Origin of the sequence: Pasteurella canis (assembly GCF_020810675.1) — a bacterium.
In the GTDB taxonomy this organism is placed as follows: domain Bacteria; phylum Pseudomonadota; class Gammaproteobacteria; order Enterobacterales; family Pasteurellaceae; genus Pasteurella; species Pasteurella canis.
Window position 1 is genome coordinate 1,619,957 of record NZ_CP085871.1, and the last position, 19,329, is coordinate 1,639,285.

At 36.5% G+C, this 19,329-nt stretch carries 18 protein-coding genes, 1 tRNA gene and 2 pseudogenes; 14 read left to right on the forward strand and 7 right to left on the reverse strand.

The window, feature by feature from the left end:
* Positions 1 to 15: 15 nt before the first annotated feature.
* Genes K7G93_RS07470 through K7G93_RS07480 form a run of 3 tightly spaced genes read right to left on the reverse strand, consistent with a single transcriptional unit; the run spans position 16 to position 1,301 of the window.
* Positions 16 to 345 (reverse strand): MaoP family protein, encoded by a 330-nt coding sequence (locus K7G93_RS07470; protein ID WP_228400353.1) that lies wholly within the window; start codon positions 343 to 345, stop codon positions 16 to 18.
* A 58-nt stretch (positions 346 to 403) separates the two neighbouring features.
* The gene (dsbA, locus tag K7G93_RS07475; protein ID WP_115323207.1) at positions 404 to 1,021 is read right to left on the reverse strand and encodes a thiol:disulfide interchange protein DsbA; all 618 of its coding nucleotides are present in this window, start codon (positions 1,019 to 1,021) and stop codon (positions 404 to 406) included.
* A gap of 13 nt (positions 1,022 to 1,034) precedes the next feature.
* Positions 1,035 to 1,301 carry a YihD family protein gene (locus K7G93_RS07480; protein ID WP_115323208.1) on the reverse strand — a complete coding sequence of 89 codons (267 nt, stop codon included), beginning with the start codon at positions 1,299 to 1,301 and terminating at the stop codon, positions 1,035 to 1,037.
* A gap of 65 nt (positions 1,302 to 1,366) precedes the next feature.
* Between K7G93_RS07480 and mobA the strand changes: the two genes are divergently transcribed.
* The 6 genes and pseudogenes from mobA to K7G93_RS10515 form a co-directional block, all read left to right on the forward strand.
* Positions 1,367 to 1,939 (forward strand): molybdenum cofactor guanylyltransferase MobA, encoded by a 573-nt coding sequence (mobA, locus tag K7G93_RS07485; RefSeq protein WP_049215611.1) that lies wholly within the window; start codon positions 1,367 to 1,369, stop codon positions 1,937 to 1,939.
* 71 nt (positions 1,940 to 2,010) lie between these two features.
* Positions 2,011 to 2,526 (forward strand): HI_0449 family lipoprotein, encoded by a 516-nt coding sequence (locus K7G93_RS07490; RefSeq protein ID WP_228400354.1) that lies wholly within the window; start codon positions 2,011 to 2,013, stop codon positions 2,524 to 2,526.
* 95 nt (positions 2,527 to 2,621) lie between these two features.
* Complete coding sequence (gene fruB / locus K7G93_RS07495; RefSeq protein WP_049215608.1) at positions 2,622 to 3,770, forward strand: fused PTS fructose transporter subunit IIA/HPr protein; 1,149 nt, start codon at positions 2,622 to 2,624, stop codon at positions 3,768 to 3,770.
* The gene (gene fruK / locus K7G93_RS07500; protein WP_115323212.1) at positions 3,767 to 4,702 is read left to right on the forward strand and encodes a 1-phosphofructokinase; all 936 of its coding nucleotides are present in this window, start codon (positions 3,767 to 3,769) and stop codon (positions 4,700 to 4,702) included. The genes fruB and fruK overlap by 4 nt, the downstream gene beginning before the upstream one ends.
* Before the next feature lie 10 nt (positions 4,703 to 4,712).
* Positions 4,713 to 4,961: pseudogene (locus K7G93_RS10510) on the forward strand (PTS fructose-like transporter subunit IIB); the annotation flags it as partial.
* A 69-nt stretch (positions 4,962 to 5,030) separates the two neighbouring features.
* A pseudogene (locus K7G93_RS10515) lies at positions 5,031 to 6,122 on the forward strand (PTS fructose-like transporter subunit IIB); the annotation flags it as partial.
* Positions 6,123 to 6,341: 219 nt separating this feature from the next.
* Here the strand turns inward: K7G93_RS10515 and K7G93_RS07510 are convergent.
* A complete protein-coding gene (locus K7G93_RS07510; RefSeq protein ID WP_226690848.1) occupies positions 6,342 to 8,348 on the reverse strand; it encodes a BCCT family transporter in 2,007 nt (668 codons plus the stop codon).
* 273 nt (positions 8,349 to 8,621) lie between these two features.
* On the opposite strand from K7G93_RS07510, the gene K7G93_RS07515 reads away from it, so the two are divergent.
* The 7 genes from K7G93_RS07515 to K7G93_RS07545 all read left to right on the forward strand — a co-directional run bounded on the left by K7G93_RS07515 (position 8,622) and on the right by K7G93_RS07545 (position 13,625).
* Positions 8,622 to 8,876, forward strand: coding sequence for an FAD assembly factor SdhE (locus K7G93_RS07515; protein WP_049215603.1), 255 nt, complete (start codon positions 8,622 to 8,624; stop codon positions 8,874 to 8,876).
* A 120-nt stretch (positions 8,877 to 8,996) separates the two neighbouring features.
* Positions 8,997 to 9,572 carry an RNA polymerase sigma factor RpoE gene (rpoE, locus tag K7G93_RS07520; RefSeq protein WP_049215601.1) on the forward strand — a complete coding sequence of 192 codons (576 nt, stop codon included), beginning with the start codon at positions 8,997 to 8,999 and terminating at the stop codon, positions 9,570 to 9,572.
* Positions 9,573 to 9,616: 44 nt separating this feature from the next.
* Positions 9,617 to 10,204: a sigma-E factor negative regulatory protein gene (locus K7G93_RS07525; RefSeq protein ID WP_226690849.1), complete on the forward strand. Its 588-nt coding sequence runs from the start codon at positions 9,617 to 9,619 to the stop codon at positions 10,202 to 10,204.
* A gap of 62 nt (positions 10,205 to 10,266) precedes the next feature.
* Complete coding sequence (gene rseB, locus K7G93_RS07530) at positions 10,267 to 11,220, forward strand: sigma-E factor regulatory protein RseB (protein ID WP_226690850.1); 954 nt, start codon at positions 10,267 to 10,269, stop codon at positions 11,218 to 11,220.
* A gap of 8 nt (positions 11,221 to 11,228) precedes the next feature.
* Positions 11,229 to 11,660, forward strand: coding sequence for a SoxR reducing system RseC family protein (locus tag K7G93_RS07535; protein ID WP_049215596.1), 432 nt, complete (start codon positions 11,229 to 11,231; stop codon positions 11,658 to 11,660).
* Between the two features lie 54 nt (positions 11,661 to 11,714).
* Positions 11,715 to 12,224: a molybdopterin-guanine dinucleotide biosynthesis protein MobB gene (gene mobB / locus K7G93_RS07540; protein WP_223667545.1), complete on the forward strand. Its 510-nt coding sequence runs from the start codon at positions 11,715 to 11,717 to the stop codon at positions 12,222 to 12,224.
* A 9-nt stretch (positions 12,225 to 12,233) separates the two neighbouring features.
* A complete protein-coding gene (locus K7G93_RS07545; RefSeq protein ID WP_228400355.1) occupies positions 12,234 to 13,625 on the forward strand; it encodes a DHA2 family efflux MFS transporter permease subunit in 1,392 nt (463 codons plus the stop codon).
* 704 nt (positions 13,626 to 14,329) lie between these two features.
* On the opposite strand, the gene K7G93_RS07550 is transcribed toward K7G93_RS07545, so the two are convergent.
* Both K7G93_RS07550 and K7G93_RS07555 read right to left on the reverse strand, forming a co-directional pair.
* Positions 14,330 to 15,142: a hypothetical protein gene (locus K7G93_RS07550; protein WP_226690851.1), complete on the reverse strand. Its 813-nt coding sequence runs from the start codon at positions 15,140 to 15,142 to the stop codon at positions 14,330 to 14,332.
* A 1,427-nt stretch (positions 15,143 to 16,569) separates the two neighbouring features.
* Positions 16,570 to 16,664, reverse strand: a tRNA-Sec gene (locus K7G93_RS07555).
* Between the two features lie 191 nt (positions 16,665 to 16,855).
* Here K7G93_RS07555 and selA point away from each other — a divergent pair.
* Positions 16,856 to 18,238, forward strand: a complete 1,383-nt coding sequence (gene selA / locus K7G93_RS07560) for an L-seryl-tRNA(Sec) selenium transferase (protein WP_226690852.1) — start codon at positions 16,856 to 16,858, stop codon at positions 18,236 to 18,238.
* Positions 18,239 to 18,300: 62 nt separating this feature from the next.
* On the opposite strand, the gene uriH is transcribed toward selA, so the two are convergent.
* Entirely contained in the window at positions 18,301 to 19,233 is a 933-nt protein-coding gene (gene uriH, locus K7G93_RS07565; RefSeq protein WP_191135391.1) for a uridine-preferring nucleoside hydrolase UriH, read from the reverse strand.
* Positions 19,234 to 19,329: the final 96 nt, after the last annotated feature.

Sequence of the window (19,329 nt, forward strand, 5' to 3'; positions counted from 1 at the left end):
TGATGGGATTTACGATTATTCTGCTGAGAAATCGTCTAAATTATCTGTCCCAACTACGCCAGATAACGTATAAACACGTTTTGTAGTTGAAATACGAGAACGATATTTATGCCAAGTTTTCTCTAAAAAAGTTTCAGGTTGACGCTCGCCACGGCAAAAAGCAACAAAGTCTTTTTCTTCTTTAGTGATTGGTTCGCGCTCGCCTGAATCCAATGCTTTAAAAGCTTGACCATATTGCTCAAGTACTTGTGATTCTTTAATAGTATAATCACCATGACGTGAAAAACCTCTTGGGTAATTTTTATCATCGAAAAAACGACGCGTCACACTAAAACTTTCTGCCATAATATCCCTCTTAAAATAATCTCTTTTGTTAAAAACGAGGCATTAAACCAATTTTTTATTATTTTTGCAATAAGCCTTTTACAGTTTCTACATAATCTTTAATAAAAGCATCATTACTCGTCGTGCTCAACCCTTCGGGATTAATACGATAACGTCCATTCACATAGAAATCTGGCACACCACGCACCTTAAATTGTTCTGCAGCATTCACTTGTTTATTTACTAATGCTGTAACAGCAAAGCTGTTAATGCCACCATCAAATTGCTCAGCTGAAATACCTTTCTTTAAGAAAATATTACGAATATCTTCCATAGAACGTAATACATTTTTTTGTGCAGCTTGGAAAAGCGCCTCTTTCACTTTATCTTCCACGCCTGTTGCCATAGCAAACGACCATGCACGTGTTAAATTTTCACCTTGTGGTCCTAAAAAATTCACATGATATTGTTTAAACTCTACTCCTTGTGGTAAATCCGCTTTGACTTTTTTAGGAATTTGATATTCATATTCAAATGAATAACAATGTGGACAGTAAAAAGAAAAAAACTCGATAACTTCAGGTTGTGCTGAAGGTGAGGTATTTAATGTTACATATTGTTTACCTTCTGTTAAGTTCTGTGCCTGAGCAGCAAACACACATAAAAATGAAGCTAAAACTAAAAACAATTTTTTCATTTGCAATCCTTAATTACTCAATAATTCCGCGTGCTTTTAGCAATGCGGTTTTAAAATCTTCTTCATAATCTTTTTTAATCCCTGGAATCGGCTCATATTTATCCGTGCCATGCATTTTTAAATGGTAAATAATCACTTCATCAGTTAATTCAGAAACAGGTTTATCAAAACCTGTTTCATCTGCAATTTTCTGCAAAATTTGCATTAAATGCAGGTCAGGTTCTTTAGACCAATAAGGCTGTAAAAGTTCCAATACTTCGTTTAATCGATGACATTTCATAAAGTTTTCCTTATGATTGAGAAAAATTTGTTCGCATCATACTTTAATTAAACCAATAAGAAAATATGACAATCACAATTAGTGCAGTAATTTTAGCAGGTGGGCAAGCTCGCCGTATGGGCGGTGTTGATAAAGGATTACAGCTCTTTCAGCAACAGCCATTATTTCAACATGTTTATCAACGCTTACAACCACAAATAAAAGAAATTAGTATCAATGCTAACCGTAACCAAGATAGTTATGCCCAAAGTGGATTATCAGTTTTTCCTGATCATTTGGAAGGCTTTCAAGGACCATTAAGTGGTATCTTAACCTCACTTCAACGTGCAAAAACAGATTTTGTGTTATTTGTACCTTGCGACTGCCCTTTTTTTCCTAATAATCTATTAGACAAACTAAAAAGTGCGGTGTGTTTTTCTAATGTCTTGATTGCTTATGCTCAAGACAGTGAACGAGAACACCCCACTTTTTGTTTAATTTCCACTCAATTAAAACATGCGCTTGCTGATTACTTAGCCAGCGGTGAACGCAAAATGCTAAAATTCATGCAACAACACCATGCTGTTGCAGTGGATTTTTCTGAATATAAAAATGCATTCTTAAACATGAATACATTGGCTGATTTGAAATCAAATTAATCCACTTGCGCATAAGGGCTTTCGCAGTATAATCAAACACATGATTCCATTTGGCTAACTAGGATATGTTTATGTTAAAGAAAATCTCTACTCTTTTTTTAATCACGATGATTTCTGCCTGTTCAGTTTCTTCGTATATCCCTTTTATCGGTGATAAAAAAGCAGTGATTAATTTAGATCAGGATCAAATTGACCAGAAATCTTACGCCACTGCTTATGAAGCAACTGTTGAAACTTATAAAGGTCGAGTCAATCAGGATTATGATGTCAATTCTTTTAGTAGTGGTGCTAATGATTGGTACTTAAATCGTATTCTCTTGTCTATCGAAAAAATCAAAGCAGACCTCTATCAAGGAGGGCATGACTCCAGTATTCATGCCTATTATAGTGGTGTCATTTTTGCCTCTGCCTTACAAACAAATTTCAAGAGTTTAAAACAAGGTTGTTGGGAGCAAATTGACTCTGCGAGTATTACACAAGGTATTTATGACGCAATGAAAGATTTACAAAAAGATAAAGTACGATCTGAAGATGATCCTTATATTGTGAAAGGGTCAGAGCAGTTATTAAAAATTTGTGGTCATTAAATAGGGAAAACTGTTGATGTAAAAGTCGGCAGTTTTTCTATTTTATCCTAAGGGTGACATGACAAAATCAATAAAGCAAAATCAGAGGAGTACCTGTGTTTCAATTATCAGACAATGATATTCATTTATCGGCTCAAGCTACCGATAAACAACAAGCTATTGAACTTGTTGCGGATGCCCTAGTGAAAGCTGGCTATGTAGAATCAGGGTATTTACAAGGTATGCTTGAACGAGAGTCCCAGATGACAACTTATTTGAGTAATGGTATTGCGATTCCACATGGCTCACTCAACACGAGACACATGGTTAATAAAACTGGTGTACAGATCTTTCAATTCCCACAAGGTATAAATTGGGGTGATGGTCATATTGCTTACATTGTAATAGGCCTTGCAGCAGACTCTGATTCACATTTAACGTTACTACGCCAAATAACACGTCTTTTAGATAATGAAAAAGCAGTAAAACAATTGGCGACCACACAAAATGTCAAACAATTTCGAGCCCTTATCATGGATGATACGCACTATTCTATCATCAATGCTGAATCCATTAGTTTAGGTGTCGAGACAAAAAGTTTATTAACACTAACTGCGTTAAATGCAGAAAAGTTACAGCAACAACAAGCTGTAAACAATGACTTTATTATGGAACTTCTTACCAGTCCTGCCCTTCCTTTAGGTAAAGGAATTTGGCTGACAGATGCTGTTGTTGGTAATCAACGCAATGCCATTGCTTTAAGCCGCGCTAAGCAAGCATTTACTCACAATAGTAAATTAGTTCAAGCTGTACTCACAATTGCTACAATTGATGATCACATTCATCACACCCTCACTTGCTTATTAGATGAAAAAGTACAAGACATTTTATTAACAGGTTCAACTGAAGACATTCTGATTGCATTATATACTCAACCGAATACTGAAAGTGCGGTCGAAAATTCCCCCACTTTAATAGGGCAAATCCCTACAATCGAAACGATTGTAACAATTCAAAACACACATGGGCTTCATTACCGCCCTGCTGCAATATTAGTCAACCACATAAAAAAATATAACGTGTCTATTGCTGTACAAAATCTTGATAACGACAGCCAACTGATTAGCGCTAAAAGTTTAATAAAAGTCATCTCACTAGGTGCACAAAAAGGACATCGTTTACGTTTTATTGCTACAGGCCAAGAAGCAAAACAAGCACTCGAAGAAATACGTAAACTCATTGAGTCAGGTTTAGGAGAATCATAATGAAAGTGCTAACTGTTACACTCAATACCGCCTACGATTTGATTGGTCGTTTAACTCGATTGGCTTTAGGTGAAGTCAATAAAGTCGAGAGTTTAGGTCTATACCCTGCAGGAAAAGGGGTTAACGTTGCAAAAGTCCTACATGATTTAGGTATTCATAGTGCAGTCACTGGCTTTTTAGGCAAACAAAACCAAAGTGAATATCAGCATATGTTTGCTAATTTAGCATTAACAGATTATTTCCAACGAGTCCCAGGGCTAACAAGAGTTAATGTCAAAATCACAGAAACAGAAGCAGAGGTTACGGATCTTAATTTTCAAGGTTACGTAATTACAACCGAAGATTGGCAACATTTTGTTGAGTTTTCATTACAAATCGCGCCAGAGTTTGACTTAATTGCAGTTTGTGGCAGTCTGCCTGATGGTATCAGCCCTCATGCATTTGCCAAGTGGCTGACACAACTTAATCAGCACCATATTAAACTCATACTAGACACAAGTAACCAAGCACTAACAATGGGGATTCAGTCCAAACCTTGGCTAGTAAAACCCAATTATCGTGAACTTGAAACTTGGATAGGACATTCTTTACCTACCCAAGCTGATGTCATTCATGCTGGGCGACAATTACAATCAACTGGCATCGAAAATGTTGTTGTTTCATTAGGTGAAAAAGGAGCAATTTGGCTAACTCAAGACAATATTATCCATGCTCAACCCCCTATTTGTGATAATCTAATCAGTACTGTAGGGGCTGGAGATTCGATGGTTGCAGGTCTTATTTACGGTATTGTTAATCAACAGTCAATTTCAGAAACACTGACTTTTGCAAGTGCAATTGCTGCCTTAAGAATATCACAAAAGCATGTTGGCGTTACTGATATGACATTATTAAAACCTATTTTAGAAAAAGTAAAAATCACATTCATTTAAGGATAATGACATGAATATTTTCCTCACGCAAAAAGATGATATTGGTAATTCAAAACTGTTTTTATTACATCAAGTCTTAACGACAGCAGCCAATCAACAAAGTCATCAAATCACTGAGCTGGCAGATGCAGATATCATCATTGCATTTAGCAATCGCTCACTAGATCGCCCAGAATTTGTGGGTAAGAAGATCTTTATTGTTGATGCTGAACAAGCATTTAATGCGCCAGAAACAACCATTCAACAAGCAGTTACAAATGCCACTCTTTATTCAACTACAGAAAGTGCGGTTGATTTTACAGATATTTCAGCACCTCAAATTAACCGCATCGTTGCAGTCACCGCTTGCCCAACAGGTGTTACACAAACTTTTATGTCAGCAGAGGCGATTATGAACTACGCCAAAGCACAAGGCTGGCAAGTCAAAGTAGAAACACAAGGGCAAGTTGGTACAAAAGAAATTCTCACTAATGAGGAAATCGCAGCGGCTGATCTTGTCTTCATTGCGACGGATATTGATATCAATTTATCAAAGTTTTCAGGCAAATTATTATATCGAACCTCAACACGCGCTGTACTCAACAATGTTGAAGCCGAGTTTAATCAGGCACTTAAACAAGCAGCCATTTATCAAGTTGAGCAAAATGAAGATGTACCTACTATTACGCCAGCGCTACGCAATTATGCGAATGATTTTGAGCACTGCGAAGGCAGTAAAAAAATCGTTGCGGTTACAGCTTGCCCAACAGGTGTCACACAAACTTTTATGTCAGCCGAAGCCATTATGAATTATGCGAAAGTACAAGGTTGGTGTGTAAAAGTGGAAACACGTGGACAGATGGGTTCCGATAATCTGATTAGTGCAGAAGAAATCGCCGATGCAGATTTAGTTTTTGTTGCTGCCGATATTGATGTTGATCTAACCAAATTTGTTGGTAAGCCGATTTATCGTACATCAACACGTGCTGCCTTGAAAGAGACAGATCAAGAATTTGCAAAAGCGTTTGAACAAGCCGTTATTTATACAATTGAACAACCTGAAGAAGACATTATCACTCCTCCAGCACGTAATTTTGCCAATGATTTCGCGACTTGTGAAGGCAATAAGAAAATTGTTGCTATAACAGCGTGCCCAACAGGCGTTACGCAAACATTTATGTCAGCTGAAGCTATTATGAATTATGCTAAAACGCAAGGTTGGTGTGTAAAAGTAGAAACGCACGGACAAATGGGCTCTGATAATCTGATTAGTTCAGAGGAAGTTGAGGATGCAGATTTAGTTTTTGTTGCTGCAGATATTGATGTTGATTTGACTAAATTTAAAGGCAAACCATTATATCGCACTTCAACTAGTGCAGCACTAAAAAACACCGCACAAGAATTTGAAAATGCTTTTGCAAAAGCTGTGCCTTATACAGGTATACACACTACTAAAACCTGTACACCACAAGCTTCAACCACAAGTGAATGCTGTCAATTTAAATGTAAAGGGGCCTACCTATTGCCATTCATTCTGATTGGACTCATTATAGCGCTACTTATCTATTTTATGTCGTAACCTAAAACTGGCTATAATAACGACCGCACAGAACATCAAGTGCGGTCTTTTTTTAGTAAATTTAATCACTAAAAATAATAATTAAGCAACATCATAAGTCATTAATGCATTAGTATTATCCATCACTAAATTCATATAGCGTTCATATTGCTTCAATACATCCACAATTAATTCATTTTTTGTCATATATTGCACATCATAACCCTCTCGCCCATCAATAAAGTAAGTAATCGGCTCATAAGAACGTTGTGAATCAATATTCGGTAATCCATCGTCTTCTACAACTAAATTCGACAGCTCACGTGGCTTACAATCAATACCATACAAGAAATTACGTACATTTTCTTTCATTACTACAAATTCAATTTTGGGATTTTTATCCATAATAATTTCTGTTTGTGCAGTTAATCCATGTTTTTCGAATTCTGCTACTAGCTCATTAAATGCCGGCTGTGCAATATCTTTAATAAAGTGTTTCACATCAGCGCGCTTAGATTGTAAAAGGATCTTTTCCAAACGATCTTGCCAATGTTTCCCTGTCCAGTTGTCGCTTCCTTGTGAAAATGCCTTGCTAAAATATTGATTATCCACCATTAATCCTTTCCACAAACCAAAGCAAAGTAGCAACATAATTATTGTAAATGGCAGCGCTATCACTAATGTCATCGTTTGTAAGGCAGATAAACCATCAGAGCGTAATAACGCTAACGCTAATACTGTCAATAATAACGCCCAAAATATACTTTGCCATTTCACACTTTTTTCCTCACCCTGTGAGGCAATACTATTAATCACATAAATACCTGAATCAGCAGAGGTAATAAAAAATAAGGCGATAATCATGATAGCAATGAAAGATGCAATATTACTAAAAGGCAATTGTTCAAAAAAGCCAAATAACAATGCCTCAGTATTGTTTGAAAGTGCGCTTAAATTACCCGCAGTTTCAACATCTAGCCAAATCGCAGTATTACCAAAAGTCGTCATCCATAATGCATTAAATAGTGATGGGATAAACAACACACCTAAAATAAATTCACGGATAGTACGCCCTTTTGAAATCTTAGCGATGAATAACCCTACAAATGGAGCCCAAGATACCCACCAAGCCCAATACAGCACAGTCCAGTTACTAAACCAACTTTGATTTTCTGGTTCATATGCAAAAGTCCGAAAACTCAGAGCAACTAAATTACTTAGATAATAACCTAAGTTTTCCGTAAAACTTGTGAATAAAAGTAAGGTTGGTCCAACAATAATGACAAATAGCATCAAAGATAATGCCAAGAATAAATTCACTTCACTTAGTCGGCGAACACCTTTTGCCACACCTGTAATTGCTGAAATAGTAGCCAAAAACATCACAATAATGATTAATATTGATAATGTAGAGAAGCTCCGCGATTCAATCCAACCTAAGCTATTTAAACCCGCATCTAATTGCATTGCCCCATAGCCCAATGTCGTTGTAATACCAAAAATCGTGCTACACAATGCACAAACATCTATTACATGTCCCCAGAAACCTGAGATTTTGTGTTTTAATAATGGATAAAATCCTGAACGAATCGTCAAAGGTAACTTATAACGAAAACCGAAATAAGCGAGTGCGAGTCCAATCACGGCATAAATCGCCCATGCATGAATACCCCAGTGATAAAAAGTCATCAACATCGCCTCTTTCACTTGCTCTGTTGCCGTAAACTGTTGATGTAACGGATTAACATAATGTAGCATAGGCTCAGCGACCCCAAAATACATGAGACCAATACCCATTCCTGCCGCAAATAACATTGCTATCCACGAAAGGAATGGATACTCTGGTGCTTCATTATCTGTTCCTAAGCGAATATCACCTAACCGACTTGAACACAGTAAAATTAAAAATACGATAAAAATAGACGCCGCTAATACATATAACCAACTAAAATGAGTAAAAATTTGTTGTTTAGCAATAGTCAGTATCTTTTGAGCATGCGTAGGAAAAAAAGAACAATAAATTGTGACAAAAGCGATAAAAATAAGACTTGGTAAGAAAATGGGTGCTTTTAACGTGCTATTAGCACGTAATTGCTTTAAAAACGTCAAAATGCCTCCTTAGTGATGATTTTTATATAACCTATTGTGATCCAGAATAGCCCGTTTTCTAACGGGAAAGCGAGGAGAACTCTCAATTAAATTGAGTATAAAACAGGTAGAATATATGGCTAAATGCTTAGCATACGTTATTTAATATAACAAAAAATTATCAAAATCGCAAAATCATGACGTTTTAATCTATTAATAAGCTAAATTAACATTGTTTATTTTGTAATAGATCCTTGCTATATTTAATCTGTTTCAATTTCAAAAGGATATAAAATGGCACAATACAACAAATTGCGAATTGAATGGGATTGTCGTCGCGGCATGTTAGAGCTTGATAAAGTGATTATGCCATTCTATCAGCAGCATTTTGAGCAACTATCTGATACTCAAAAAGACCAGTTCATTCGATTACTTGCCTGCTCTGACTTACAGCTGTTTTCTTGGTTTTTTAATCGTGGAAAAGCAAGTGATCCCGAATTACAAGATATGGTTGATTATATTCAACATACCTTGAAATTAGCTGATTAATCACAATATTGGGTCTTTACAAAAAAGATTGAACTTTTTAATTTTAACACCGTCTAACTGATTGCAAGAGCTTGCTGTCTTTGAATATTAAGGCTTGTTAGAGGTGATATAAGAGGTTATATGGCTGAACAGCTAACAGATCAGGCTTTGGTAGAAAGAGTACAGCAAGGAGATAAGAAAGCCTTTAATTTATTGGTTTCACGTTATCAAAATAAAGTGTCTGGTTTGCTGACTCGTTATGTGTCACCAAATGATATCCCCGATGTTGTACAAGAATCATTTATTAAAGCATATCGTTCAATTGATTCTTTTCGTGGTGACAGTGCTTTCTATACTTGGCTATACCGAATCGCCGTTAATACGGCAAAAAATTACTTAACTGCACAAGGACGCCGCCCTCCAAACGAAGATATTTTAGCAGAAGAGGCGGAAAGTTACGATGTGGGTAGTAATTTACGGGATGTAGATACCCCCGAACATGAAATGTTATCTAACGAATTGAAAAAAATTGTGTTTGACACGATCAATGGCTTACAAGAGGACTTAAGAACAGCAATCACTTTACGAGAAATCGAAGGTTTAAGTTATGAAGAAATTGCTGAAATTATGGACTGCCCAGTTGGTACTGTACGTTCTCGAATTTTCCGTGCACGTGAAATTATTGAAAGTAAAGTACAACCTCTGTTAGAGCGTTAAAAACACAACAAATACAAAAACCAAACGAAAGTTGGAGTATCAACATGCAAAAAGAGTTACTTTCAGCCTATATTGATGGTGAACAAGTAAGCACAGAACTAACAGAGAAACTCTGTCAAGATCCTAAATTACAGAAATCTTGGGCAAGTTTTCATGCTATTCGTTCTGTCATGCGCCAAGAAACTGAAGTACTATTAGGTGCAGATTTTACAGCAAAAATGGAAATGCTCATTGAACAAGAAGAGATGCTTGTGGCTCAGCCAATCATTTCTCAACCTCTACCACAAGAAGTCGCTAAACTGCCACTTATAGAGAAACTCAAAGGGTTATTTGCACCATTAGCACAAGTTGCAGTAGCAGCAAGTGTTTGTTTAGTCGCTGTATTTGGTACTCAATCTTTCCTGACTGCAAAAAATGAAGCACAAAATAATATTGATTCGCCAATTCTACAAACATTGCCATTTAACAATGTTGTACAAGAAGTCAGCTATAATGCACCGAAAGATGCCGTAACTCCAGAACAATTAGAACAAAAAAACAAACGAATTGGTGCAATGTTACAGAACTACGAAATTCAACGCCGTTTATATGCTGATTCACTTATCCTGAATCAACAAGCTAATCAAAAGTAATGATTTAACAAATTAATCTTCACCACCTTCATTGGTGGTGATTTTGTTTTATGGTAATGACTATGTTAAAAACTTTTCAAAAATTAACCGCACTTTTCTTCGCTTTGCTTGTACCACTTGCTGCTTTAGCTGAAACTCAACTTTCAGCTAAACAAATCTTATTAAAAATGCCTGAGGCTCGTGAGAAATTAAGTTATGAAATTGCATTTGTGAAAACAACACCAGCCAATATGGATTCATTACGTTATCGCCACCTTCATTTAGAAGGTAAATCTTATGCCCAATTGGTATCTCTTGATGGAGTACAGCAAGAAATCGTCCAACGCGATAACTTAGTCAGTTATTTCCAACCTAATTTCCAGCCTTTCACCATTCATAGCACACACATTATTGACAGCCTACCAGCCATCATGCGTGCCGATTTTAATCACTTAGAAAAATATTATGATTTCATCAATATTGGGCGAAATCGTGTGGCAGATCGTATTGTACAAACCATTCGTATTTTGCCAAAAGATGATTTCCGTTATCAATACGTTGCTTTTATTGATGAAGAAAATTATCTTTTATTACAAAGTGATATACTTGATCGCGATGGTAATTTGCTTGACCAATTCCGTGTTGTTAATCTATATATTGGTGATGGCTTACAAGGACTAGCCCAATATTTAGATAATGTTGTTTTTCCCCCTCTACTTATTGATAAAAAAGAAGAAAATACACCACTCTTTCACTGGCAAGTGAGCTGGTTGCCACAAGGTTTTGTTAAAATTAATGAAAGTATCGGACTAGAGGAGGATAACCATATTGAAAGTCAGTTATACAGTGATGGGTTGTTTTCTTTTACTATATATGTTGCTGATCCTGTTGCAGGAATTAATTTAGATAATACTTGGAAACAAGGCACTTATACAATATATAGTGAAACAATTAATGACAAAGAAGTGACTTTTGTTGGTCAATTACCAATTTCGACCGCAAAACGTATCGTGCAAGATATCCAATTCAAAAAATAGGTTAATTAATGTTGAAAGAAAGTGCTATTGTTATTGAATACCAAGCTGGTCTCGCTAAAGTAAAATGTCAGTCACAAAGTGCCTGTGGTGCTTGTGCGGCTAAAAACGCTTGTGGTGCATCAGCACTTTCTGAGTTAACAGGTGAACAAGGTGAACATATTTTCACTATTGAAACTATTACGCCTCTTAAAGTGGGACAATTAGTCGAAATTGGTTTAGCTGAGCGCTCACTGATTCTTTCCGCACTACTACTCTATATTGTGCCCCTATTCACTATCCTAATTAGTACATTCATTGCTGAGCAACTTTTTCCACATGAGTTAATCAGTGCAGTATTTATCTTTATTTGTACCGCTCTTGCGTTTCTTGTTATTCGTTATTACAGCAAACGCCTTAATCAGAAAACAGCTTATAAACCTATTCTATTAAGAATTTTGTGATCTGCCTTAATCCCTTTATAATGCATAAAATTTTTGAAAAAAGGATACTATCTCATGCACTTAATGCTAGGTATTACTGGTTATAGTGGCAGTGGCAAAACAACTTTATTAGAAAAACTCCTACCTGTTTTGATCACAAAGGGACTACGCGTTGCTGTCATTAAACATAGCCACCACAATGCCCAGATAGATAAAGAAGGCAAAGATAGCTGGCGTATGAAAGAAGCAGGAGCAAGCCAAGTAATTATAGCTTGCGATAATCGCTGGGCATTAATGACAGAAACACCTAAGCAGTCTGTTGATCTTGATTACTTAGCACAACAATTTGATCCTCATTTAACTGATTTGATACTTGTTGAAGGGTTTAAACAAGAGCCTATTGAAAAAATCTTATTGCATCGCTACACAATGGACAAACCGCTACCTGAGCTAGATAACAAAGTTATCGGATTAGCCACAGATTATGATCTAAACTCGGAAAAACCGCTTTTAAATATCAATGATATTAACCAGATTGCTACCTTTATCTTAAATTGGTATCAACAAAAGTGCGGTCTAAAATAGGAAAATTTTATGACAGAACGTGACAGTTATCGAGGGCTAGCTTGGATTGCTGCTATTGCTCTTTTTATGCAAACCCTTGATGCAACGATTCTTAACACTGCACTTCCCGCTATTTCCCGAGATCTCAATCACTCACCTTTAGAAATGCAACTTGCCATCATCAGCTATGCATTAACTGTTGCTTTATTTATTCCATTAAGTGGCTGGCTTGCAGACAAATATGGCACCTTAAAAATCTTTCGCTTTGCAGTCAGTATTTTCGTTCTCGGCTCAGTTGCTTGTGCAATATCAAATACATTAGATACTCTCGTCCTTTCACGAGTTATACAAGGATTTGGAGGAGCTCTAATGATGCCCGTAGCACGTTTATCTATTATAAGAACAGTTCCCAAACAACATTTATTATCTGTTTGGAATCTCATGGCAATGTCTGGCTTACTTGGTCCGATTCTCGGTCCGATATTGGGTGGATGGTTAGTGACTTATGCAACATGGCATTGGATTTTCTTAATTAATATACCTATTGGCATAATTGGAGTTATTATCGCAGGAAACTATATGCCGAATGTTACTTCTCCTGTAAATAAACTTGACTGGATTGGTTTTTTCCTTTTTGCTGGTGGGTTAGTTGGCTTAACTCTCGGTTTAGATTTAATCGCAGAAAAAACCAGTAATAAAATAAATGCATTAAGTATTTTAGGCCTCGGCATTGCTCTTCTTTTTGCTTACTATTTTCATGCTAAAAAATCATCAACTTCACTACTACCTTTATCGCTATTTAAAATTAGAACATTTAGCATTAGCATTCTTGCTAATTTACTCATTCGTTTATGTGGCTCAGGTATTCCTTTCTTACTTCCTCTCATGCTCCAAGTCGTCTTTAACTATAGTGCAGAGCTGTCAGGATGGCTACTTGCTCCAATCGCAATTAGTTCGGTACTCATGAAGCCACTTATTACTCGTATTTTAACCTCGTGGGGTTACAAAAAAACATTAGTTATCACAGCTATACAGCTTACACTCTCAATTGCGGTCATGACATTAGTGACAAGAGAAACACCTATTTGGTTACTGATTCTAGCCTTATCTTGGTATGGAGGCTCTATGTCTGTTATTTTCACTGCAACTAATACGCTAGCAGTGAGTGAATTATCAGAACAAAATGCCAGCGCAGGCTCTACGATTCTGAGTGTGGCACAACAGATGGGAATTGGCATTGGTATCGCAGTATGCTCTGTCATTTTAGGGCTTTATCGTGAGCATATTGGTGAAACAGGACAGCAGTTACAACAATCTTTTAGTTACACGTTTTTAAGTGTTGCATTATTTGGTTTAGGACTAATTTGGTTACTTAACTACTTAAAAACACATGATGGTGCAAGTTTACAGCAAAAAAAATGAGCTAAAAAGCTTACTTCTGTCGTGCAGATTCCCTTAATTAACATTAGTCAGGGAAAACTCACTTTTGAATCTAGTACTTCTAACACAACGCTTTTCATCCTATGTTATTTAACAAAATATTCTTCACAATCTGTTATAACATTAAAAAACTTTCATCATCCTATCGACTAAAATTCGCTACACAAGCATTTTTTACTATAAATAACTCTTCCTCTTGCTATATGCTCCACTTTTACTTTATCTACCCAAAAGATTTTAACCTCACAATGATAAAATTGAGCTAACGTTTAGTCTAGCTATATGCCTAATTAATTTAATGAAATTTGATTTATAGATTGGCCAGAATGGGAGTCCAATTCAATATATAACATATTGATTTTTAAAGACTAAATTTTCATGCCTTAAAATATAGTACTATTCCTAGTACTATTTTTAATTGTTTTTATACTTTATTTTTGCCTAATATCCCTCTCTAAAAATGAGTTTCTTTACATTATAAAAAAGGACTAATTAAAACTTGTTAAAAGGGTGTCAGCCATTGGCTGATAACTATGACGTATACGTTAGGAAAATTATCCTAACGTATTATTTATTTTGATGATGCTCTGTACATACAATTCGTTTCGGGAAAAGGAAGATTGATGGACCTTAAAGCTAAAACCCCCCAAGCAATATCATTTGGGGGGTATGTGAGGAAAATTTAACTATGGATCTAGTGGCGGACTAGGTAGATCTCGTTTTCCACCAAATACCTCATAGGTTAGTGGCGGATTAGACATCTCTCCCATAGCCATGACAAAACCGATAGCTTCATCTGCTGAAGGCCCCGCAAAAGTAACCACATATTTTAAATTATTGTCTACTCCCATAGGTTTATAATCAGTTTCACCTAATAAGGCACCAACCCCAGCATCTTCCGCATAGTTGCTAGTCTCTTTTAAGGTAATATCAGGCAGCCCTTCACCCTCCTTATTTTTCCGCTCATAAAGCTTACCCGATACTGTTGTGCTAGCAAAGTCCATATTTAATAACATCTTTCCGACAGCATTTGGATTTGCAGAATAACCATGATAAGTCGCTTTACTTGCTGGGTAATTGTCTTTAATAGTGAATTTTCCTACCCCAGAAAGCAATCCTTTACTATCATAAAACTCCTCTCCTTCTGTGTAGGCACTAGGTTGGCTCCAAGCAAGCACAGAATATGGCAAATTTAGCATTCTTACGACATTCCCATTCACCTTTTTAGTCATCACTCCTTCAGGTAAATTACTTGCATCAAACTCTAAACCAAAGCCTTCCGAAAGAAACTCACTTTTTATCTTAATCACTTTGCCTTTCAGCCCATCATCAACGTAACTAACAGCTGCAACATCAGGGTTGGGAACAATATCAATTAATATTGGCTCGTCTACAGGAGGATTAATTAAGCCTCCGTTACTCACCCAACTTTTCCCACCACTACTGCCACAAGCAGCCAACACCATACTCATTAATACAACTAATAAGGACTTTTTCATATTTGCCTCCACATGGTTGCTACAGTTCATTTATAGCATACATTTTTGTGTGGTTATTTCTGTTACATTGATCACAAAATGAACAATTCATAAAAAATAAAATATCTTTTATAGATTAAAATGACCGACTTTTTGACTTTATAAATAAAACAAGAAATAAAAATTTGATGGACTAAATTTAAAAAAGATCGAAAAAATGCCGAAAACCACGCACACCCAACCCAGCGGAAAGCCTCCCATCAAGAGTACCTTTTAAAATTACCACACTTCTAATTCCTTGTTATATCAGGCATTATCTTTATTCACAGTATACTTTTTATAAGACTATAATCGACATCTGTCATCATCTTTAGACAATAAAAAAGCACCATTTAGGCACTAAATTTAGCTTATATAACTTCTATACCTTTAATCGCAGTAACTCATTTAGCTGTTCTATATCAAGGAGAAGGAGATTTTTTATGGTATTGCTGGAAATAAAAAAGGCTAAATAAATTAGCCTTTGAAATAATTATGTTAAGCCACTCTTTTTTGTTTGGATTTATGTTGTTTCTGTTCTTCAGTCAGTTTGATTTTTTTAATTCTTCGGCTATTTTCTCATTAGCCATCATTCTCTTCTCAGCATCAGCTAATCTATTTAAAATTTGCTTAATAAGAGGTTGATACTCTAACCCATGTAGTTCAGCGATGTGTTTTAGCTCTTGTATTAATGCTTTCGGCAATCGAATAGAGATAGGTTGTAAACCTAACGCATTTTCTAAACTGTCCTTAGTTTTTGAGGTTTTCTGTACAAAGTTTTAATCTCTGCCCAACGGGCCATCTTTCCATTTATCATCTAAATGAGTCATATCCCAACCCTCGCTATTTATATTTTTGATATGTTCGTATTTCTTCATCATTTGGTCTATACGCTGTTCTAATATAGATAATTCCATCTTTCTCTATAAAACATACGTTAAGTAAAACCCCCATATTAGTTTCTGCAATAAACCATTCTGTTGGTAAATCGCTATTATGCAGTTTAAAACTAATCATGGTGTAATATTCTTCGTCACTTCGACCTTATCCGACCACTTCTAATTCATCACTCAGCCAATCTTCACGCTAAATAATTTCCTCAGTATCTTTATCTAGTTTTGGAGTAATGAAGTATAAGCCACTTTTACTGCCTATTCTGCCTTTTTCTATGTAAGGTGAAATATTTATGTTTGTTCTACGCCCTCCTGTGCAATAATTTCATCCATACTAGTATTTTGCCTTACTCATTTAATGTAACTACTCCAATTCTCGGTTACTTCACCAATATTATTTAACTGTTCTACATTAAGGATGATCGGTTTTTATTTTGAGTTAAATACTATAAACCTTGATTTTACTGGGTTTTATTGATTATTTTGGTGAGGTTTGATGAAGATTGATTTATGGATTGGCGGAGGAGAATGGGAGTCGAACCCACCCGAGATTGCTGGCAACCTCAACAGGATTTGAAGTCCTGCCGCTTCACCGGAAACGACGCTCCTCCGTGTTGGAATTAGTGCAAACTTTAACGCAAATAAGGAATAGATTCAAGTGAGTGAATCATCCTCCATACAAATGACCGTAGTTTTTTAACTTCATCACAAAATTCTCCTTTGATCGTACTGCTTACTGAATTTTGCTAAGAAAACGAGTATGATTGAGTCAATTTAATTTGTAAATAAAATAGGAATAACAATGTCTCTCTATCAAAGTCTTCCTTCCGTCGATAAAATCTTAAAAACAGCTGATGGTGTGGCGCTGGTTGCTGAATTTGGGCATTCAGCGGTGGTCAATATTTGCCGTCAATTAATCGAGCAAGGGCGTGAAAGTATAAAAAATGAAAATAAATTACTGCACTTTTTCACCGATTTTAAATACACAATTGAAACTATTCGCAACAAATTACAGCAACAACAGCAAGTCAATATTCAATCTGTACATAATTTGACAGGCACCGTGTTACATACCAATTTGGGGCGTGCGTTGTGGTCAGAAGCAGCACAACAAGCGGCCTTAACAGCGATGCAACAAAATGTCGCGTTAGAATATGATTTAGAGGCGGGCAAACGTAGCCATCGGGATCATTATATTAGTGAATTACTCGGTCAGTTAACTGGTGCAGAAGCGGCTTGTGTGGTCAATAATAATGCAGCGGCAGTTTTATTAATGTTAGCCACCTTTGCGCAAGGCAAAGAAGTGATTATTTCGCGAGGAGAATTGATCGAAATTGGTGGTGCATTTCGTATTCCTGATATTATGCAACAGGCGGGTTGTAAATTAGTTGAAGTCGGCACGACCAATCGTACCCATTTAAGTGATTATCGCAACGCAATTAACGAAAATACGGCATTTTTAATGAAAGTGCATAGCAGTAATTATCAAATTTGTGGTTTTACAAAATCTGTATCTGAACAAGAATTAGTTAAGTTAGCGAATGAATTTAATCTGCCAGTAATAACGGATCTTGGTAGCGGTGCTTTAGTGGACTTAAGCCAATATGGACTACCTTCAGAGCCGACTGTACAAGAAAAATGGGCGCAAGGGGTGGATTTAATTTCTTTCTCTGGGGATAAATTATTAGGTGGTCCGCAAGCTGGCATTATTGTTGGGAAAAAAGCATGGATTGATCGCCTGCAATCCCATCCGTTAAAACGTGCATTACGTTGCGATAAAGTGATTTTAGCAGGCTTGGAGGCGACACTGCGTTTATATTTACAACCTGAAAAATTAAGTGAAAAACTGACCGCACTTTATTTGCTGACCCAACCTGTCAATGAGTTACTCGCCAAAGCAGAACAGCTAAAAACTGCGTTACAAGAAAAATTAGACACTGATTATTTACTGCAAATTGAAAACAGTTCGGCACAAATTGGCAGCGGTTCACAACCATTAGCGATAATTCCCTCTGTTGCTATCACGATTTCGACAGAAATTTCTGGAAAATTGACCGCACTTTTACAACGTTTTAAACGTTTACCCCAGCCGATCATTTGCCGAGTAGAAAAAGAAAAAATCTGGCTCGATTTACGCAGTCTTGCCAGTTTAGCGCCGTTATTAGAAACCGTTAAACGGCTTTAAAATACATTTAAATAACAAAGGGGCATTTTTAAATTGCCCCTTCTTTTTTTATTCTCTTAGCATTAACCAATGCGTTTTAGTGCATCGTAAATCAGCCCCCAGAATTTATCTTTGTCTAATTTCATTGCCACTTGTGTATGGCAATTTTCAGGAATAGGGTAACGGAAATCGGCTACTGTCATACCTAATGTATGTGTACCTGTCAGTTCAATATTGACTGGCACAGCTTTTGTTGTGCAAACACTTGGATCGATCACATAAGCTACCGCACAAGGATCATGCACTGGCGGATAATCAAAACCTTGTGCTTGTTTATACATTTTGCCGAAAAACTCGAGCAGTTCGAGCACAAACTTCGCTGGTTTGGTTGGAATTTGCGCAATTTTCTCAACAACATCTGGAGTAGCAAGTGCTTGGTGTGTTAAGTCTAAACCAACCATTGTGACTTTCCATTTTTCATTAAACACAATATGTGCCGCTTCAGGATCAATTTTAATATTAAATTCGGCTACTGCGCTCCAGTTCCCTGTATGATAGCCGCCCCCCATTAATACCACTTCTTTCACTCGCTCTACAATTCGTGGTTCTTTACGCGCTGCCATGGCTATATTCGTCAACCCGCCTGTAGGTACTAATGTAATGGTTTTCGCTGGATGAGTCATCACTAATTCAATAATCAAATCTACTGCATGGCGAGGATCTAACGTTAAAGTTGGCTCTGGCAAAACAGGACCATCCATACCTGATTCACCATGAATGTTAGGAGCGACTTCCACTTCACGTACTAAAGGACGTACACAGCCTTTCGCAATAGGTACACCAATGATATTGGCGATTTCAGCAACAGCTAACGCATTACGACTAACTTTTTCCAAAGTTTGATTGCCCACTACTGTAGTAATCGCTAATAAATCAATTTCAGGATTACCATGCGCCAGTAAAATCGCAATCGCATCATCATGACCAGGATCACAATCTAAAATAATCTTTTTCATCGTTACCTCATTCTTAGCATATTTGATATACAACACATTGTTTCTTTTCAAATTTCTTGCTGAGATTAGAAGGATTATTATTCAATCACAATGCTT

What these genes read in the sequence shown, in the direction of transcription:
- K7G93_RS07525 (WP_226690849.1), top strand. Translation starts at nt 9,617, where the DNA reads ATGCAAAAAGAGTTACTTTCAGCCTATATTGATGGTGAACAAGTAAGC.
- K7G93_RS07470 (WP_228400353.1), bottom strand. Translation starts at nt 345, where the DNA reads ATGGCAGAAAGTTTTAGTGTGACGCGTCGTTTTTTCGATGATAAAAAT.
- dsbA (WP_115323207.1), bottom strand. Translation starts at nt 1,021, where the DNA reads ATGAAAAAATTGTTTTTAGTTTTAGCTTCATTTTTATGTGTGTTTGCT.
- K7G93_RS07550 (WP_226690851.1), bottom strand. Translation starts at nt 15,142, where the DNA reads ATGAAAAAGTCCTTATTAGTTGTATTAATGAGTATGGTGTTGGCTGCT.
- K7G93_RS07535 (WP_049215596.1), top strand. Translation starts at nt 11,229, where the DNA reads ATGTTGAAAGAAAGTGCTATTGTTATTGAATACCAAGCTGGTCTCGCT.
- rpoE (WP_049215601.1), top strand. Translation starts at nt 8,997, where the DNA reads ATGGCTGAACAGCTAACAGATCAGGCTTTGGTAGAAAGAGTACAGCAA.
- K7G93_RS07480 (WP_115323208.1), bottom strand. Translation starts at nt 1,301, where the DNA reads ATGAAATGTCATCGATTAAACGAAGTATTGGAACTTTTACAGCCTTAT.
- mobB (WP_223667545.1), top strand. Translation starts at nt 11,715, where the DNA reads ATGCACTTAATGCTAGGTATTACTGGTTATAGTGGCAGTGGCAAAACA.
- mobA (WP_049215611.1), top strand. Translation starts at nt 1,367, where the DNA reads ATGACAATCACAATTAGTGCAGTAATTTTAGCAGGTGGGCAAGCTCGC.
- K7G93_RS07515 (WP_049215603.1), top strand. Translation starts at nt 8,622, where the DNA reads ATGGCACAATACAACAAATTGCGAATTGAATGGGATTGTCGTCGCGGC.
- K7G93_RS07545 (WP_228400355.1), top strand. Translation starts at nt 12,234, where the DNA reads ATGACAGAACGTGACAGTTATCGAGGGCTAGCTTGGATTGCTGCTATT.
- K7G93_RS07490 (WP_228400354.1), top strand. Translation starts at nt 2,011, where the DNA reads ATGTTAAAGAAAATCTCTACTCTTTTTTTAATCACGATGATTTCTGCC.
- rseB (WP_226690850.1), top strand. Translation starts at nt 10,267, where the DNA reads ATGTTAAAAACTTTTCAAAAATTAACCGCACTTTTCTTCGCTTTGCTT.
- uriH (WP_191135391.1), bottom strand. Translation starts at nt 19,233, where the DNA reads ATGAAAAAGATTATTTTAGATTGTGATCCTGGTCATGATGATGCGATT.
- selA (WP_226690852.1), top strand. Translation starts at nt 16,856, where the DNA reads ATGTCTCTCTATCAAAGTCTTCCTTCCGTCGATAAAATCTTAAAAACA.